Source organism: Microvirgula aerodenitrificans DSM 15089 (assembly GCF_000620105.1).
Taxonomy (GTDB): domain Bacteria; phylum Pseudomonadota; class Gammaproteobacteria; order Burkholderiales; family Aquaspirillaceae; genus Microvirgula; species Microvirgula aerodenitrificans.
In genome coordinates this window covers 1-17,564 of sequence record NZ_JHVK01000003.1, presented here as the reverse complement: position 1 = coordinate 17,564, position 17,564 = coordinate 1, and the positions used below count along the sequence as shown (strand labels likewise).

The 17,564-nt window shown below is 63.6% G+C and carries 15 protein-coding genes, 7 tRNA genes and 1 pseudogene; 11 read left to right on the top strand and 12 right to left on the bottom strand.

Annotated features, from left to right (window positions below; all coding sequences use genetic code 11):
• The first annotated feature begins 62 nt into the window (after positions 1–62).
• From Q352_RS0103680 to Q352_RS0103665, 4 genes are all read left to right on the top strand, one after another.
• On the top strand, positions 63–419 hold the full coding sequence (locus Q352_RS0103680) for a 5-carboxymethyl-2-hydroxymuconate Delta-isomerase (protein ID WP_028498453.1): 357 nt from the start codon (positions 63–65) through the stop codon (positions 417–419).
• Between the two features lie 41 nt (positions 420–460).
• Positions 461–1,624: a pyridoxal phosphate-dependent aminotransferase gene (locus tag Q352_RS0103675; RefSeq protein WP_036385214.1), complete on the top strand. Its 1,164-nt coding sequence runs from the start codon at positions 461–463 to the stop codon at positions 1,622–1,624.
• A 204-nt stretch (positions 1,625–1,828) separates the two neighbouring features.
• On the top strand, positions 1,829–1,984 hold the full coding sequence (locus Q352_RS23185; protein WP_156952457.1) for a hypothetical protein: 156 nt from the start codon (positions 1,829–1,831) through the stop codon (positions 1,982–1,984).
• 196 nt (positions 1,985–2,180) lie between these two features.
• Complete coding sequence (locus tag Q352_RS0103665; RefSeq protein WP_028498179.1) at positions 2,181–3,182, top strand: class 1 fructose-bisphosphatase; 1,002 nt, start codon at positions 2,181–2,183, stop codon at positions 3,180–3,182.
• Between the two features lie 46 nt (positions 3,183–3,228).
• Here Q352_RS0103665 and Q352_RS0103660 read toward each other — a convergent pair whose 3' ends face one another.
• Positions 3,229–4,125, bottom strand: coding sequence for a LysR family transcriptional regulator (locus Q352_RS0103660; protein WP_028498178.1), 897 nt, complete (start codon positions 4,123–4,125; stop codon positions 3,229–3,231).
• A gap of 87 nt (positions 4,126–4,212) precedes the next feature.
• On the opposite strand from Q352_RS0103660, the pseudogene Q352_RS24535 reads away from it, so the two are divergent.
• A pseudogene (locus Q352_RS24535) lies at positions 4,213–4,374 on the top strand (NAD(P)H-dependent oxidoreductase); the annotation flags it as partial.
• Positions 4,375–4,408: 34 nt separating this feature from the next.
• Positions 4,409–4,996 (top strand): NAD(P)H-dependent oxidoreductase, encoded by a 588-nt coding sequence (locus tag Q352_RS23850; protein ID WP_308417829.1) that lies wholly within the window; start codon positions 4,409–4,411, stop codon positions 4,994–4,996.
• 63 nt (positions 4,997–5,059) lie between these two features.
• Here the strand turns inward: Q352_RS23850 and Q352_RS0103650 are convergent, their stop codons facing one another.
• From Q352_RS0103650 to Q352_RS0103610, 9 genes are all read right to left on the bottom strand, one after another.
• A complete protein-coding gene (locus Q352_RS0103650) occupies positions 5,060–6,883 on the bottom strand; it encodes a SurA N-terminal domain-containing protein (protein ID WP_028498177.1) in 1,824 nt (607 codons plus the stop codon).
• Between the two features lie 121 nt (positions 6,884–7,004).
• Positions 7,005–7,081: transfer RNA gene (locus Q352_RS0103645), tRNA-Asp, on the bottom strand.
• Between the two features lie 4 nt (positions 7,082–7,085).
• Positions 7,086–7,162: transfer RNA gene (locus tag Q352_RS0103640), tRNA-Val, on the bottom strand.
• Positions 7,163–7,189: 27 nt separating this feature from the next.
• Complete coding sequence (locus Q352_RS0103635; RefSeq protein ID WP_028498176.1) at positions 7,190–7,459, bottom strand: HU family DNA-binding protein; 270 nt, start codon at positions 7,457–7,459, stop codon at positions 7,190–7,192.
• A 103-nt stretch (positions 7,460–7,562) separates the two neighbouring features.
• A complete protein-coding gene (gene lon, locus Q352_RS0103630; protein WP_028498175.1) occupies positions 7,563–9,986 on the bottom strand; it encodes an endopeptidase La in 2,424 nt (807 codons plus the stop codon).
• Positions 9,987–10,200: 214 nt separating this feature from the next.
• A complete protein-coding gene (gene clpX, locus Q352_RS0103625) occupies positions 10,201–11,475 on the bottom strand; it encodes an ATP-dependent Clp protease ATP-binding subunit ClpX (protein ID WP_028498174.1) in 1,275 nt (424 codons plus the stop codon).
• Between the two features lie 13 nt (positions 11,476–11,488).
• Positions 11,489–12,127 carry an ATP-dependent Clp endopeptidase proteolytic subunit ClpP gene (gene clpP, locus Q352_RS0103620; RefSeq protein ID WP_051528659.1) on the bottom strand — a complete coding sequence of 213 codons (639 nt, stop codon included), beginning with the start codon at positions 12,125–12,127 and terminating at the stop codon, positions 11,489–11,491.
• A gap of 2 nt (positions 12,128–12,129) precedes the next feature.
• Complete coding sequence (gene tig, locus Q352_RS0103615; RefSeq protein WP_028498172.1) at positions 12,130–13,440, bottom strand: trigger factor; 1,311 nt, start codon at positions 13,438–13,440, stop codon at positions 12,130–12,132.
• An 89-nt stretch (positions 13,441–13,529) separates the two neighbouring features.
• Positions 13,530–13,614, bottom strand: a tRNA-Leu gene (locus Q352_RS0103610).
• A 296-nt stretch (positions 13,615–13,910) separates the two neighbouring features.
• Here Q352_RS0103610 and Q352_RS0103605 point away from each other — a divergent pair.
• A complete protein-coding gene (locus Q352_RS0103605) occupies positions 13,911–14,603 on the top strand; it encodes a Bax inhibitor-1/YccA family protein (protein WP_028498171.1) in 693 nt (230 codons plus the stop codon).
• A gap of 47 nt (positions 14,604–14,650) precedes the next feature.
• Here Q352_RS0103605 and tilS read toward each other — a convergent pair whose 3' ends face one another.
• Positions 14,651–16,000, bottom strand: coding sequence for a tRNA lysidine(34) synthetase TilS (tilS, locus tag Q352_RS19640; protein WP_051528658.1), 1,350 nt, complete (start codon positions 15,998–16,000; stop codon positions 14,651–14,653).
• Positions 15,969–16,937: an acetyl-CoA carboxylase carboxyltransferase subunit alpha gene (locus tag Q352_RS0103595; protein ID WP_028498170.1), complete on the bottom strand. Its 969-nt coding sequence runs from the start codon at positions 16,935–16,937 to the stop codon at positions 15,969–15,971. The genes tilS and Q352_RS0103595 overlap by 32 nt, the downstream gene beginning before the upstream one ends.
• Positions 16,938–17,141: 204 nt before the next feature.
• Here Q352_RS0103595 and Q352_RS0103590 point away from each other — a divergent pair.
• The 4 genes from Q352_RS0103590 (at position 17,142) to Q352_RS0103575 (ending at position 17,488) form a co-directional block, all read left to right on the top strand.
• A tRNA-Val gene (locus Q352_RS0103590) sits at positions 17,142–17,217 on the top strand.
• A gap of 5 nt (positions 17,218–17,222) precedes the next feature.
• Positions 17,223–17,299 (top strand) — tRNA-Asp (locus tag Q352_RS0103585).
• A gap of 7 nt (positions 17,300–17,306) precedes the next feature.
• Positions 17,307–17,383 (top strand) — tRNA-Asp (locus tag Q352_RS0103580).
• A gap of 28 nt (positions 17,384–17,411) precedes the next feature.
• A tRNA-Val gene (locus Q352_RS0103575) sits at positions 17,412–17,488 on the top strand.
• Positions 17,489–17,564: the final 76 nt, after the last annotated feature.

Sequence of the window (17,564 nt, the reverse complement as noted above, 5' to 3'; positions counted from 1 at the left end):
GGCATAATGCCCTGTCAACCGACGCCCTGTCGTGCCCTGCCCCTTACCGGAAACCGCTCCCCATGCCTCACCTGACACTGGAACACAATCTCGACCTCGACGCCCGCTCGCTGCTGCTGGAACTGAACCGCACGCTGATCGCCAGCGGTCATTTCTCCGCCGACGACATCAAGAGCCGCGCCTACCGTGCCGACGTGGTCTGCATCGGGGAGGACGCCGACATCGACTTCGTCCATGTCACGCTGTTCCTGCTGTCCGGACGCAGCGCCGACGAGCGCCGGGCCCTGACCGCCATGTTGCTCGACACGCTGACGCAGCGGCTTGCCAATCGCGCCGGACGTGCCCTGCAAATGACGGTCGATGCCCGCGAAATGGAACGGGCACTGTACGCCAAGGCCGTGACCGGCCCGCTGGCCTGAGCCCCTCCCCCCCACTCTTCCGTATCGAAACAGGTTCCCTCATGCAACTCGCTGCCCGACTGGCGCAGATCCAGCCGTTTCATGTCATGTCCATCCTTGAGCGCGCCAAGCGCCTGGAACAGGACGGCCACGATGTCATTCACCTTGAAATCGGCGAACCGGACTTCCCGACCCCGGCGCCCATCGTTGCCGCCGCGCAGTCGGCGCTGAGTCGCGGCGAGACGTTCTATACCGCGGCAATGGGCCTGCCGGCGCTGCGGGAAGCGATTGCCGGCTGGTACCGCGACCGCTACCGGCACGAGGTCGACCCGGCCCGCATCTGCGTGACGCCGGGCGCTTCCGGCGCCCTGCTGATTGCGCTGGCGCTGCTGGCCGAGCCGGGCCGTTCGGTGCTGCTGCCCGACCCGACCTATCCGTGCAATCGCCACCTGGTCAGCCTGCTTGATGCCGAGCCGGTCAGCGTGCCGGTCGATGCCGCCAGCCGCTATCAACTGAGCGCCGCCGACATCGACGCGCACTGGCGCGAAGACAGCGTCGCGGCCATGATCGCCAGCCCGGCCAATCCGACCGGCACCCTGATCACGCCGGACGCGCTGGCCGACCTGCATCGCGCCGTCGCCGCGCGCGCCGGCACGCTGATTGTTGACGAGATCTACCACGGCCTGACCTATGGCTGCGACGCCCCGACCGCGCTGGCCCAGTCCGACGACATTTTTGTCATCAACAGTTTCTCCAAGTACTTCCAGATGACCGGCTGGCGTCTCGGCTGGCTGGTGGTGCCGGATGCCTATATTGCCGCGACGGAACGGCTGATGCAGAACCTGTTCCTGGCCGCGCCGACGCTGTCGCAACATGCCGCACTGGCCGCGTTCGCCCCGGAAACCGTCGCCGGTCTGGAGGTCCGCCGCAGCGAGTTCGCCCGCCGGCGCGACGCCCTGCTGGCCACATTGACGCCGCTGGGCTTTCGTTTCCCGGCCATACCGGAGGGCGCGTTCTACCTGTATGCCGATGTCTCGGCACTGACCGACGACAGCTTTGCCTTCGCCCGCGACCTGCTGGAACAGGCCCATGTCGCCGTTGCGCCGGGGCGGGATTTCTCGCTGCACGATGCCGAGCGCTATGTCCGCCTTGCCTACACCTGCGACAGCGAACGGCTCGCGGAAGCGGGACGGCGCATCGCCGGTTTTGTCGACCGCCGGAACTGAGCCAGTCATCGCAGGTTCACAATGCGGTAAATGGCTTGTCATTTACCGCAAGCATAGTCTAGTCTTATCTGCAAGCCGAAAACGGTATGGGCCTGTAACAACAATCGGTTTAGCCCCGGGACACACTGCCGGGGTGTCAACGCAGGCTCTTTGACAAGAACGCCATCGGGCATCCCCCGAATGTGCGGTTGGTTGGAGACTAAAATGAACAATGCGATGAAATTGCTGGACCTGTATGCAACGATCCATCACCGCCCCCGCCAATCCAGTTATCGGGAAATCCAGTGCTGCGTGATCGCGATCACCGCGAACCGCCGGGCACCGCTTCCGGTTGCCAGCCAGCGCCACAGCGAACGCTGATAACCCGGACGGGGACGGCAATGCCTGCCTGACTCCCCGTTTCCCCCCAACGACAACACGCCAACCGCCCAGGTTGGCGTTTGTGCGTCCGGACATGTGGCATGTCGCATACCAGCCGGGTCGTCAGTCTGGCAAAATAAGGGATTGTCGCGCGCCGGCCTCCGCCGTTCGCGCCCGCTTCCCATTCAGGACCGCCATGAACCGCATCACGCTTTCCCGCTTCCTGCTCGACGCCGAACGTCAGGGCCAACTGGCCGACGCCACGCTGCGCGAACTCATTCTTACTGTAGCCAACACCTGCGTCGCCATTGGCGACGCCGTCAATCGCGGCGCGCTGGCCGGCGTGCTCGGCGAAGCCGGCACCGGCAATGTGCAGGGCGAGGACCAGAAGAAACTGGACGTCATCGCCAACGACATGCTGCTCGAAGCCAATGAATGGACCGGTCAGCTGGCGGCCATGGCCTCGGAAGAAATGGACGATCCGTATCCGATCCCGGCCACCTACCCGCAAGGCCCGTATCTGCTGCTGTTCGATCCGCTCGACGGCTCGTCGAATATCGACGTCAACATTTCCGTCGGCACCATCTTCTCGGTGCTGCGCGCCCCGGAAGGCAAGACCGGCATCGAAGTCGCCGACTTCCTCCAGCGCGGCACCACCCAGGCCGCGGCCGGCTATGTGCTGTATGGCCCGCAGACCATGCTGGTGCTGACCAGCGGCCATGGCGTCAACGGCTTCACCCTCGATCACGGTACCGGCCAGTTCGTGCTGACCCACCCGCTGATGCGCGTGCCGGAAACCGCCAAGGAATTCGCCATCAACATGTCGAACCAGCGCCACTGGGAAGCCCCGGTCCAGCGCTATGTCGGCGAACTGCTCGCCGGCAAAACCGGTCCGCGCGGCAAGGACTTCAATATGCGCTGGGTGGCGTCGATGGTGGCCGAGGTGCATCGCATCCTGTGCCGTGGCGGCGTGTTCATGTACCCGAAGGACAGCCGTGACCCGTCCAGGCCCGGCAAGCTGCGCCTGATGTACGAAGCCAACCCGATGTCGTTCATCATCGAGCAGGCCGGCGGTGCCGCCAGCAATGGCCACGGCCGCATTCTCGACCTGCAGCCGGAAGGCCTGCACCAGCGCGTCGCCGTCTTCCTTGGCGCAAAGGAAGAAGTCGACCTCGTGACCGCCCTGCACGCAAACTGAGCGGGATGCGGGCTGCCGGATTCCGGTCCGGCAGCCCGTCGCGCGCTCACACCGACGCCGCGATGTGCTCGCGCAGCCACTGATGCGCGGGATCACGGTGCGAGCGCTCGTGCCACAGCATGTGCATCTCGAAGCCGGGCACGGCCACGGGCGGCTCGACCTGCTGCAGCCGGGGATCGTCCTGCACCAGCCGCGACGGCAGCATGGCCACCAGATCGGTACTGGCCAGCACTGATTTCAGAAACAGGAAATGCGGGACGGAGAGCACGACCCGTCGGCTCAGCCCCCGTTCCAACAACGCAGAGTCAGTCACGCCGCGAAATCCGCCACCATCCGGCGAGACGATCGCATGCTCGAACCGGCTGAATTCGGCGAGGGTCGGACGCCGGCTCAGACCCGGATGGCCGGCCCGGCCGACCAGCACGTACTGCTCGGCAAACATGAGCCGCCGGCGCAACCCCCCGGGCGCCTCGTCCCCGACATGAAATGCCAGATCTATCCCGCCCTGTTCAAGCTGCCGGCCCATGTCGGCGGGCGCGACCTCAAGAACCGCCAGCCGGGTACCGGGCGCGGCGGCACGCAAACCGGCCAGCGCCGGCAGCAGAATGGTTGACTCGCCGTAGTCGAACGAGGCGACGCGCCAGGTCTGGCTGGCCCGTGCAGGATCGAACACCGCAGGTGCCGACACCGCCTGCGCCAGGGCATCCAGCGCCTGCCGCAGCGGGTCGCGCAACGCCTCGGCACGCGCGGTCGGACGCATGCCCCGGGGGCCCGGCAGCAGCAGCGGATCGCCGAGCGCTTCCCTCAGCTTGCCCAGCTGGATACTGACCGTGGGCTGGGACAGATGCAGCCGCTCGGCGGCGCGCGTCACGTTGTGCTCGACCAGCAGCGCATCGAGCGTCACCAGCAGGTTCAGGTCCAGCCGGCGCAAGACATTGTTCATTGCAATACCCGGAATATCAGAAATTCATTTCCAATATACCTGATGCACCCCCTATCGTGAGCCCCTCTTGCTGATGGAGCCCCGACCATGAATGTACTGCTCGTCCATGCCCACCCCGAACCCGGATCGCTGAATGGCGCACTCAGGGATTTTTCGATCAAGCGGCTTGAAGCCGCAGGCCACCACGTCCAGCTGTCGGACCTGTACGCCATGAACTGGAAAGCCGTTCTCGACGCGAACGACAGCACCGCCCCCCCCGGCCGGCACGCGTTTCGACCCGTCGCTGGACAGCGGCCGCGCGTTCGCGAACGGAACGCAGACGGCGGATATCGCCGGCGAACAGGACAAGCTGCGCTGGGCGGACGCCGTCATCCTGCAGTTTCCGCTGTGGTGGTACTCGATGCCGGCCATCCTGAAAGGCTGGGTGGATCGCGTCTACGCCCATGGTTTCGCCTACGGCGTCGGTGAGCATTCCGACCACCACTGGGGCGACCGTTTTGGTGAAGGCACGATGGCAGGCAAACGCGCCATGCTGGTCGTCACGGCCGGCGGCTGGGCATCGCATTACAGCCCGCGCGGCATCAACGGCCCGATCGACGACATCCTGTTCCCCATCCAGCACGGCATCCTGTACTACCCGGGCTTTGATGTTCTGCCGCCGCATGTGATCTACCGGACCGGGCGTCTCGACCAGGACGGGTTCGCCCGCGCCTGCGCGGCCCTCGGGCAGCGCCTCGATACCCTCGCCACGACCGCTCCCCTGCCATTCCGCCGGCAGAATGGCGGTGCCTACGACATCCCGGCCCTGACCCTGCGCCCGGAACTGGCGCCGGGCCGGCACGGCTTCGCCATCCATCTGGACCAGGCTTAGCCCCATAAACGGAAACACCCCGCCTGGGCGGGGTGTTTCTGCTTCCGGACAGGCCAGAGGCGCTTACTCGGCGTTCGGCATTTGCCGGATCATGACCTTGTAGTGCTCGCGCAGGCTGTTCAGATAGCTGGTTGCGTCCGCGTTGGCCTGCATCTTGCCGAGCAGGTCGGCCAGGTACTGGCGGTCGGTCGGGTTGATCGGTGCGGCCGGAATCACCCGTTCCACCCGGTACAGCACATAGCCGTTGCCCTGCACCGCACCGGCATAGGCCGGCAGCCTGGCGGCATCGGCCGAGAACACGGCGCGAACGGCATCGCGGCTGAGCGCACCCGGTGCGCGACGGCTGACCAGTTGACCCGGCCCCCAGTTCGCGCTGACGCTCTTGCCAGCCTTCAGTTCGGTCAGCATTTCCTTGCCCTTCTTGACCGCCATCGTTTCGGCCGCCTTCAGCTTCAGTTCCTGGCGGATGATCGGTGCCACTTCGGCCAGCGGCTGCTGCACGGCCGGCTTGTGTTCGGCAATGCGTACCACGGCACTGCTGTCATTGCCGATATCGACCACTTCGCTGTTGTGCTTGCCGTTGAGTACGTCATCGCTGAAGGCCGCGTCGATCAGCTTCGGATTGGCCAGCACGCCTTCGCCCGGCTTGCCGCGCAGCAGCCAGCCACTTTCCTCGATCTTCAGCTTCAGGGCATCGGCAGCCGGCTTCAGGCTGTCGGCTTGCTGATAGGTGACGTCGGACAGGCGTTCCAGTTGCTGGCGATAGGTCGCGCCGGCTTTCTGGCGGGCCATGCGCTGCTTGATGTCCTGCTTGACCGCCGCGAACTCGGTCGAGCGCACACCGTCGAGCTTGATGACGTGGTAGCCGAATTCGCTTTCGACCACATTGCTGATCTCGCCCTGCTTGAGTGCGAACGCAGCCTGCTCGAACGGCTTGACCATCATGCCGCGCGGCACCCAGCCAAGCCCGCCGCCGTTGGCAGCCGAACCCGGGTCCTGCGAACGCTGCCTGGCGATCTCGGCAAAGCGGGCCGGATCGGCCTTCACTTCCTTGTCGATCGCTTCGGCCGCCGCCTTGACCTTGGCCTTGTCCGCGGCGCTGGCGCCGGACGGCACCGTCAGCAGGATGTGCGACAGCTGGCGCTCTTCCTTGCCGAGGTCGGCCTTGTGTTCATTGAAATACTGTTCGGCGTCCGCATCGCTGACCTGCACCGACTGGGCGACCTGGTCCAGCGACAGCAGCACGTACTGCAGCCGCACCTGCTCGGGCAGGCGGAAGCGGGCGAGATTGGCGTCGTAGTACTTCTTGACCGCGCTGTCGTCGACTCTGGCGTCGGCGACAAAGTCAGCGGCCGTCAGCGTGAACGCGTCGACCTGGCGCTGTTCGGCCAGCAGGCGATGCATGCGCTCGATTTCACCCGGGGTGACAAAGGACGCGTCAACAAAGGCAGACACCTGTTTCTCGGTCAGCAGTTCGTCGCGCAGGCGCTGTTCGAATGCAACCGGCGTCAGGTACTGCGCTTTCAGGAATGCCTCGTAGCGACTCGGGCTGAACTTGCCGTTGTCCTGAAAAGCCGGAACGGCCGCGATCGCGCGACGCAGTGCTTCATCGCTGACCACCAGGCCGGCGGCACCGGCATCGGCCAGCAGCAGCTTCTGGCGAACCAGGCTTTCCAGCACCTGCTGACGCACCGCGCTGTCGGCCGGCTGGCCATTGAGCACCCGATCCACGTCCTGCTTGTAGATCTTCAGGTCGGCGACCTTGGCAAGATAGGGATCATCCGACGAGGCGGTGTAGCTGCCGACACCGAAGCCGACAAAAGTCAGCGCCACGGCACCGAGAATGACCTTGATGAGGAGCGTGTTTTTCTGGACGAAATCAAACATGAGGGCGATATGGGTCCGTCTGACCGCGGCCGCCGCCGGACGGCAAAACCGACCCGGACAGCTTGATGCGGAAGATAGCAACAAAAAAGGTGAACGGCAGCGCGTTCACCTTTTTGGATTCTGGCGGAGTGGACGGGACTCGAACCCGCGACCCCCGGCGTGACAGGCCGGTATTCTAACCAACTGAACTACCACTCCGCTGTGGTGGGCGGTACTGGACTCGAACCAGTGACCCCTGCCGTGTGAAGGCAGTGCTCTACCAACTGAGACTAACCGCCCGATTCTCGCTAGGAGACCGAGCGCGGATTATAGCGCGTCTTTGAGGCCCTTGCCAGCGCGGAACTTCGGCGAACGGGCAGCAGGAATCTTGATCATCTCGCCGGTTTTCGGATTGCGACCATTGCGTTCGGCGCGCTCGCCGACGTAGAAGGTGCCGAAACCGACCAGCGTGACCGACTCCCCCTTGCTCAGGGCGGCGGTCAGCGCATCGATCGCACCGTCGAGCGCCTTGCCGGCAGCGGCTTTCGAGATGTCAGCCGAAGCGGCAATCGCGTCGATCAATTCGGATTTTTTCACTTACGTCCCCTTTCCATGTTATGGCCACCGGAACCGCGACTCCGGCAAACAGAAGGCTTTATAGCAAGCCGAATTTTGGCGTGTCAAGGCAGTGGCAATTGGGTCAGTGCTTGGTCACGCGCGCTTCGGCGGGCTCCTCGGTTTTAGCAGGAATCGTGCCGATTTCGTCGCTTTCCGGCAACGCCTCCGGCATCCGTTCCAGCGCCAGTTCAAACACCTGTTCGATCCACTTTACCGGATGGATTTCCAGGCTGCGCTTGATGTTCGCCGGAATTTCCGCCAGATCCTTGACGTTGGTCTTCGGAATCAGCACATGCTTGATCCCGCCGCGATGCGCCGCCAGCAGCTTTTCCTTCAGGCCGCCGATCGGCAGCACTTCGCCGCGCAGGGTGATTTCGCCGGTCATGGCGACATCCGCACGCACCGGGATGCCGGTCAGCGCCGACGTGATCGCCGTGACCAGGCCGATACCCGCCGACGGGCCATCCTTCGGCGTCGCCCCTTCGGGCAGGTGGATGTGAATGTCCTGCTTTTCATAGAAATCAGGCTTGATGCCCAATGTCCGTGCACGACGCCGCACCACGCTCATGGCTGCCGTGATCGATTCCTGCATCACGTCGCCCAGCTGACCGGTCCGGATGATGTTGCCCTTGCCCGGCAGCGACACCGCCTCGATGGTCAGCAGTTCGCCGCCGACCTCGGTCCACGCCAGCCCGGTCACCTGACCGACCTGGTTCTGCTCCTCGGCCACGCCGTACTCGTACTTCTGCACGCCGAGATACTTGTCGAGGTTGCGCGACGATACCGTCGTGCGCACCAGCGCGTTGTCGTCGCGATGCTTGGTCAGGTTGTTCTTGACCACCTTGCGGCCGATCTTGGCAATCTCGCGATCGAGGCTGCGGACACCGGACTCGCGGGTGTAGTAGCGCACGATGTCGCGCACCGCGCTTTCCTGCACCTGCAGCTCGCCTTCCTTGAGGCCGTTCGCCTTGACCTGCTTCGGCACCAGATAGCGTTCGGCGATGGCGACCTTCTCGTCCTCGGTGTAGCCGGACAGGCGGATGATCTCCATCCGGTCCAGCAGCGCCTGCGGAATGTTCAGCGAGTTTGCGGTCGCGACGAACATCACGTCGGACAGGTCGAAATCGACTTCGGCATAGTGGTCGCTGAAGGCATGGTTCTGCTCGGGGTCGAGCACTTCCAGCAGTGCCGCGCTCGGGTCGCCACGGAAATCCGCGCCGAGCTTGTCGACTTCGTCGAGCAGGAACAGCGGGTTCTTGACGCCGACCTTGGTCATGCTCTGCAGGATCTTGCCCGGCATCGAGCCGATATAGGTCCGGCGGTGACCGCGGATCTCGGCTTCGTCACGCACGCCGCCCAGTGCCATGCGCACGAACTTGCGTCCGGTCGCACGGGCAATCGACTCGCCCAGCGAGGTCTTGCCGACCCCCGGCGGGCCGACCAGGCACAGGATCGGTCCCTTCAGCTTGTCGACCCGGCCCTGCACCGCGAGATACTCGAGGATGCGTTCCTTGACCCTGTCCAGCCCGTAGTGGTCTTCGTCCAGCACCTTCTCGGCAGCGATGATGTCGCTGCTGATCTTGGTCTTTTTCTTCCACGGCAGGTCAACCAGGGTCTCGATGTAGTTGCGGACCACGGTCGCTTCGGCCGACATCGGCGACATCATGCGCAGCTTCTTGAGCTCGCTGTTTGCCTTGTCGCGGCCTTCCTTGGACATGCCGGCGGTCTTGATCTTCTTTTCCAGATCGTCGAACTCGGCGTTTTCGTCGCCTTCGCCCAGCTCTTTCTGGATCGCCTTGACCTGTTCGTTCAGGTAGTACTCGCGCTGGCTCTTCTCCATCTGCCGTTTGACCCGGCCACGGATGCGCTTTTCGACCTGCAGGATATCGATTTCGGATTCGATCTGCGCCAGCAGGTGCTCAAGCCGTTCGACGGCATTGAACATCTCCAGCACGTCCTGGCGCTGTTCGATTTTCAGCGGCAGGTGGGCGGCAATGGTGTCGGCCAGCCGTCCCGGGCTGTCGATGCCGGACAGCGACGCGAGGATTTCCGGCGCGATCTTCTTGCTCAGTTTGACGTACTGCTCGAACTGGGCCAGCAGCGCGCGGCGCATTGCCTCGGTCTCGGTGTTGGCACCGGCATCGATCGACGCCGGCGTGATGTCGGCGACGAACAGGCCGTCGTCCTCACGCACGTCCTCGACCAGCGCGCGGCTCTTGCCCTCGACCAGCACCTTTACCGTGCCATCGGGCAGCTTGAGCATCTGCAGCACGGCCGAAACCGTGCCGACGTCGTACAGATCCTCGATAGACGGCTCGTCCTTGGCGGCGGATTTCTGCGCGACCAGCAGGATCTGCTTGTCTTCCGCCATCGCGCGTTCGAGAGCCTTGATGGACTTCGGACGGCCGACGAACAGCGGGATCACCATATGCGGGAACACCACAACGTCGCGCAGGGGCAGCAGCGGCAGGTGGGTCACCGGGGTAGTCATTTCGCTTTGCGACATGGCTGGAATCTCTTTGTCTGGTGTTGTCATGCTGCGCTGCAAATGGGCGCAAAGAGCGAGAATTCAAGCTCGCCCGCGTCGAATGCAGTCTACTCCGCACACCGGCAGCCCGGTGCACGGCAAAATAAAAAAGCCGTCCGTTACCGGACGGCCTTGAATCACATCGACCTTTTGTCGCGAAGAACCAGCGAGCGAAGCGAGGTCGCCCCGTGTATCAGGCACTGTGCTTGAGCACGTTTTCCTGATACACCAGCTTCGGTTTCGCGCCCTGTTCGATCACGGTTTCGTCGACCACCACGCGTGCCACGCCTTCCAGCGACGGCAGGTCGTACATGGTATCGAGCAGTGCACGCTCGACGATCGAACGCAGACCACGGGCACCGGTCTTGCGCGCCAGCGCCTGGCGGGCGATGGAGCGCATGGCCGACGGGCGGATTTCCAGTTCGACACCTTCCATCGAGAACAGCTTGCGATACTGCTTGGCCAGCGCGTTCTTCGGTTCGGTGAGGATGGTCATCAGCGCTTCTTCATCGAGCGGCTCCAGCAGCGCGACGACCGGCAGACGGCCGATGAACTCGGGGATCAGACCGAACTTGATCAGATCCTCGGGCTCGGTTTCGCGCAGCAGTTCGCCGATGGCACGCTGATCGTCCTTCGACGTCACCGTGGCGCCAAAGCCGATGCCGCCCTTTTCCGTCCGCTGGCGAATGACCTTCTCCAGCCCGTCAAACGCGCCACCGCAGATGAACAGGATATTGGTCGTATCCACCTGGATGAACTCGGCATTCGGGTTCTTGCGACCGCCTTGCGGCGGCACATTCGCCACACTGCCTTCGATCAGTTTCAGCAGCGCCTGCTGGACGCCCTCGCCGGACACGTCGCGCGTGATCGACGGGTTGTCGGACTTGCGCGAGATCTTGTCGATTTCGTCGATGTAGATGATGCCGCGCTGCGCCTTCTGCGCGTCGTAGTCGCACTTCTGCAGCAGCTTGGTCACGATGGACTCGACGTCCTCGCCGACATAGCCGGCTTCGGTCAGTGTCGTCGCATCGGCAATGGCGAACGGCACGTCAAGCACCCGCGCCAGCGTCTGCGCCAGCAGGGTCTTGCCGGAACCGGTCGGGCCGATCAGCAGGATGTTGCTCTTCGACAGCTCGACTTCGGCATCGGCCTCGGTGGCGTTCAGGCGCTTGTAGTGGTTGTACACCGCCACCGACAGCGTCTTCTTGGCCTGGTCCTGCCCGATCACGAACTGGTCCAGCGATTCGCGCAGTTCGCGCGGGCTGGGCAGACGTGCCTCAGCCTCGCCTTCGGACGCCTTGTCAGCCCCCTGCCCGGCCGCGCTCAGGTCGGCGATGATGCCTTCGCAATCGCGAATGCATTCGTCGCAGATGAAGACCTGCGGCCCGGCGATCAGGTGTTTGACTTCCTGCTTCTTGCGCCCGCAAAACGAGCATGCCAGTTGCTGGCTGTCCTGTTTATCCGTCATGACTGCTTACCACCTATGTGCGCGATTGCGGCTCGATGACACGGTCGATCAGACCGTACTCGACCGATTTTGCAGCGCTCATGAAATTGTCGCGGTCGGTATCGCGTTCGAGGTCCTCGACCGGACGACCGCAATGCTGTGCCATCAACTCGTTGAGCTTGCGCTTCAACGACAGGATTTCCTTCGCGTGAATCTCGATGTCGGATGCCTGCCCCTGGAAACCGCCCAGCGGCTGGTGAATCATCATCCGCGAGTTCGGCAGCGCGAGACGCTTGCCCTTGGCGCCGGCCGACAGCAGGAACGCGCCCATGCTGGCTGCCTGGCCAATGCACAACGTGGAAACGTCGGGCTTGATGAAGTTCATCGTGTCGTAGATCGACAGCCCGGCCGTCACCACCCCGCCCGGCGAGTTGATGTACAGGTTGATGTCCTTGTCAGGATTTTCCGATTCCAGGAACAACAGCTGCGCCACCACGAGATTGGCCGTTTCATCCGTCACCGGACCGACCAGGAATACGATGCGTTCCTTCAGAAGTCGCGAGTAGATGTCGTAGGCACGTTCGCCACGACCACTCTGTTCGACCACCATCGGCACCAGGCCCAGGGCCTGAGGTGCGGATTGAGACAGTTGCCAATCCCGTAGGTTATGCATGCTTAGGCGTTCCCCATCAGTTCGTCGAACGAAACCGCTTTCTCAGTCACTTTGGCCTTGCCGAACACGAATTCAACCACGTTGTCTTCCAGCACCATGCTTTCCGGACCATCGAGGCGTTCCGGGCTTTCGTAGTACCACTTGACCACTTCAGCCGGATGTTCGTAGCTGTCGGCGAATTCTTCAACGCGGGCCTTGACCTGTTCGGCGGTGGCCTTCAGTTCGTTGGCCTTGACCAGTTCCGACAGGATCAGGCCCAGCTTGACGCGACGTTCAGCCTGGTCCTTGAACAGTTCCGGCGGCAGTTGCGGCATGCTCTTGGTGTCCAGACCGCGACGGGCGAAGTCTTCTTGCGCCTGTTGCATCAGACGACCGATTTCCACCTGCACCAGCGACTGCGGCAGGTCGAGTTCGCTGACGCTGATCAGCGCTTCCATGACCGCTTCCTTGTTGCGGGCGGCCAGGCGGCGAACCACTTCGCGCTTGACGTTCTTTTCGATCTCGGCGCGCATCTTGGCGACGTCGCCGTCAACGATGCCCAGTGCCTTGGCGAACGCGTCGTCCAGTTCCGGCAGCACGGCTTCGGCAACATTCTTCACGCTGATGGTGAACACGGCCTTCTTGCCGGCCACTTCCTTGCCATGATAGTCGTCCGGGAAGCTGACTTCGACGTCGCGCGATTCGCCTTCCTTCAGGCCGATCACGCCGGTTTCGAATTCCGGCAGCATCTGGCCCTGGCCGAGCACGAACGGGAAGTTCTCGCTGGAACCGCCGGCGAAGGCTTCGCCGTCGATCACGCCCTTGAAGTCGATGATCACGCGGTCGCCATCGGCGGCGGCACGTTCAACGCGGTTGAAGCGGGTGCGCTGCTTGCGCAGGATGTCGATGGTCTTGTCGATCTCGGCTTCGGTCACTTCGCAGACCGCTTTTTCGAGTTCCTGGCCTGCGACGTCACCGATCTTCACTTCCGGATAGACTTCGAACAGCGCGCTGAACTTGAAATGGTCGGCGCTGGCGCCTTCGGCAGCCACCGGCTCGAAGCGCGGATAGCCGGCCACGCGCAGCGACTGCTCGGCCACGGCCCTGGAGAAGCCGATCTGGACCTGTTCGCCCAGCACTTCTTCGCGCACCGAGGCACCATAGTTCTGTTCGACGATCTTCAGCGGGGCCTTGCCCGGACGGAAACCTGCCACCTTGGCGGTGCGAGCCACGCGGCCGAGACGCTTTTTGACTTCGGCGTCAATGTCAGCCAGCGGCAGGGCGATGTCGAGGCGACGCTCGAGGGCGCCCAGCGTTTCCAGTTGCACTTGCATGTCGAATCCTTAGAGGTAAAAGGGGTACCGGTACAATGTCCGGTGATGTGCGGGAACGCGACGGGAGGTCCCGCCGGTCAGTATTCTTGTGGTGCGAGGGAAGAGAGTCGAACTCTCACGCCTTTCGGCGCTGGAACCTAAATCCAGTGCGTCTACCAATTCCGCCACCCTCGCAGAATCCGTTGCGGCCGTGCGTCGAGCCTTTGCCGGCCAGCAAAAGGCGAAATTTACCCGAATAGCGGAAGCCGAGGCAAGACAAGGGCGCACGAAGGGGACGATTGGACACCATATCGGGCGCAGACCCGACATCGACAAGGGCTGCGGCCAAAAAAACCTTGCCGGCTGTCAGTCTGCCTGTCCGTCATGCACAAACAATGCTGTCGCAAGCATTTCATAACCCGACCTTAAGTCTTGGCGTCTAGTCTTCAAGCATGCCCGAGTCGGGCCTACCCAGCGGAGACGCATTCAAAATGGACAAATACCTCAACACTTCGTATCAGACTTCGGCGCTGTCCGCGAGCCGGAACAAAGTGTTGCGCAACACGTATCTGCTGCTTGCGCTCACGATGATTCCGACCATTGTCGGCGCCCTGATGGGCATCAACATGAGCTTCGGCTTCATGCGTGCCAGCCCGATCGTGTCCAGCGTGGTCATGCTCGCCGCGATCTACGGCATGTTCTTCCTGATCGAGAAAAACCGTGACAGCGGCCTTGGCGTCGCCCTGCTGCTCGCCCTGACCTTCATGCTCGGCGTGCTGCTCGGCCCGCTGCTGCAGGTCGCGCTGAGCCTGCGCAACGGCGGACAGCTGATCACGCTGGCTGCCGGCGGTACCGCCGTGGTGTTCTTCGCCATGGCCACGCTGTCGACCGTCATCAAGCGCGACCTCGGCTTCCTGAACAAGTTCATGGTCGTCGGCGGCATCGTGCTGATGGTCGCCGTGGTCGCGAACATCTTCATGCAGATCCCGGCGCTGCAACTGACCATCTGCGCAGGCTTCATCCTGTTCAGTTCGGCCATGATCCTGTTCCAGCTGAAACAGATCATTGAAGGTGGTGAAACCAATTATGTGTCGGCCACGCTGACGCTTTACATGGGTATCTACAACATCTTCACCAGCCTGCTGCAGATCCTGCTCGCCGTATCCGGCCAGAGCCGCGACTGATTGATCAAGTCACCCCACCCCTGGCGGCGCCCCCAGCGCCGCCTTTTTTATTGGCCGCTTTCGACCCACCCGAACGCCCAGCCCGTCTCGCCGGGCCGGGCCAGCCGGTCGCTCGCCACGGCAATGCCGGGCAGTGCCAGCAGTGCGCCATCGGCCCACAGCCGCGGCCAGCGCTGACGGCGCCATGGCGCCAGGCCGGCCTCCTGCCACAGTTTGCGGCAGGCCTTGTGCCCCACACCCTGCGCCAGGGTCTCGCCATCGGCCGGCGGCCGAACCTCGATCCTGCTTCCATCGGCCAGCACCACGCCGCCCACCGCCTGCCGTGACAGGCGCAGCGTGCCCGGCCAGCCGGGCAGCGGCACCTCTCCCTCGACCAGCGGCAGGATGAACGTGGCCGACGGCAGCGGTCCGTCCGGGCGCACCAGCAGCGTGCCGCGATAGCCGAGCAGCACCCGGTCACCGACCCGCAGTTCGAAACCGTGCGCCGCCTGGGCCAGCAATGTTTCCAGCAGTGCCGGCGATACGGACACCGCCTGTCGTTCCAGATAGGCCGCCAGCAGCAGGCGCTGCCAGGGCAGCGGGCGCTGCAGCAGCGGCGTCAATGCCAGCGCCCCGTCGGCGCCAGTCAGTCCGGGCAAGGTACTGGCGGCGACATCGGCCAGCACCGCAGCCTCATCGGCGGCCCGGGCGGCCGTGCGGGCCAGTTGACGCCGGTAATCAGGAAAATGGTTTGCCAGAACCGGCACCAGCTGGTGGCGGATGGCATTGCGGCGATAGCGCGGATCGGCGTTGCTTTCGTCCTCGATCCAGTCCAGGCCGGCCCGGCGGGCGGCCTGCTCGATGTCGGCACGGGCAAGTTGCAGCAGCGGCCGCCACAGCCAGCCACCGTGTCCGGACTGGCGCAGCACCGGCATGGCGGCCAGCGCGCGCGCTCCGCCGCCGCGCAGCGCCTGCAGCAGCACGGTTTCAGCCAGGTCATCGGCATGGTGCGCCAGTGCCACCACGTCGGCACCACCGGCGGCGATGGCCCGGTAACGGGCATGTCGAGCCGCCGCCTCCAGGCTCCCGCCGCCGCGATCGACGCGGACCCGCTCGATGCGCAACGGCACCTGCAGCCGCGCGCACAGCGCCGTGCAGAACGCAGCCCAGTGGTCGGCATTGGGGCTCAGGCCGTGGTGAACATGCACGGCCGTCAGCCGCACGCCGCGCGCCGTCGCCAGCGAGGACAGCGCGCACAGCAATACGACCGAATCCACGCCACCGGACAACGCCACCTCCACGTGCGACTGGCCGGAACGCAACAGCGTTTCCGGCCAGTGGGTGGCGATCGCGGCGGCTACTGCCGCCAGCGGTGCGTCCGGTGCGTCAGGCGGCGTCTTCTTCCTTGAAGCGTCCATAACTCATCAGGCGATCGAAGCGATGTTGCAGCAGTTCATCCTGCGGATGGCTGCTCAGGCCTTTCAGCGCCTCGTGCAGGCTGCGCTTCATGGTCTGCATCATCTGTGCATGATTGCGGTGCGCGCCACCAACCGGCTCGGCGATCACCTTGTCGACCAGACCCAGCGTCTTCAGCCGGCTGGCGGTAATGCCCAGCGCTTCGGCGGCATCCGACGCGCGCTCGGCGGTCTTCCACAGGATGGATGCACAGCCTTCCGGCGAGATCACCGAATAGGTCGAATACTGCAGCATGTTGAGCTGATCGCCGACCGCGATGGCCAGCGCCCCGCCGGAACCGCCCTCGCCGATGACCGTGCACACGACCGGCACGCGCAGGCGGGTCATTTCGTACAGATTGCGGCCGATGGCCTCGCTCTGTCCGCGTTCTTCCGCGCCAATGCCCGGATAGGCGCCGGGTGTGTCGATAAAGGTGAAGATCGGCAGGCCGAACTTGTCGGCCAGCTTCATCAGGCGCAGCGCCTTGCGGTAACCCTCGGGACGGGGCATGCCGAAATTGCGGAGGATCTTCTCCTTGGTGTCGCGTCCCTTCTGGTGACCGATGATCATGACCGGCTGGCCATTGAAGCGGCCCATGCCGCCGACAATGGCAGCATCATCGGCATAGCTCCGGTCGCCGTGCAGTTCCTCGAAATCGGTGAAGATCGACTTCACGTAATCGAGGGTGTACGGGCGTTGCGGGTGCCGCGCCACCTGGGAGATTTGCCAGGGGGTGAGCTTGCTGTAGATGACCTTGGTCAGATCCAGGCTTTTTTTCTGCAGCCGGGAGATCTCTTCGGAGATGTCCAGGACCGAGTCGTCCTGTACATAGCGCAGCTCTTCGATCTTGTTCTCGAGCTCCGCGATCGGTTGCTCAAAATCGAGGAAGGTGGTTTTCATGCTTCTCGGCGTTCCACTTTCAGAATCGGGCAATCATACCGGAGCGCCGTGCCCTTTGCCATGTCGGACAATTCGTGCGACGCATCCAGGTCTATCTTGTTCAAAACAGTCGAAATCCGGGTTCTTTTCCCAAAACCCTTGCCGGCGACAATTTACTGTGCTTAAATGCGCGCCTCTCGTCGCTGCGGAAACGCGGTCGGCGGAGGGTGATTAGCTCAGTTGGTAGAGCGTCTCCCTTACAAGGAGAGGGTCGGCGGTTCGAATCCGTCATCACCCACCAGTAGTGGAGTGGTAGTTCAGTTGGTTAGAATACCGGCCTGTCACGCCGGGGGTCGCGGGTTCGAGTCCCGTCCACTCCGCCAACGCTCTGGAGCGGTAGTTCAGTTGGTTAGAATACCGGCCTGTCACGCCGGGGGTCGCGGGTTCGAGTCCCGTCCACTCCGCCAACACGTTGTACGCAGTACCTGCTTGCCCGGGCGGTTAGTCTCAGTTGGTAGAGCACTGCCTTCACACGGCAGGGGTCACTGGTTCGAGTCCAGTACCGCCCACCATGGTTTATGGAGTGGTAGTTCAGTTGGTTAGAATACCGGCCTGTCACGCCGGGGGTCGCGGGTTCGAGTCCCGTCC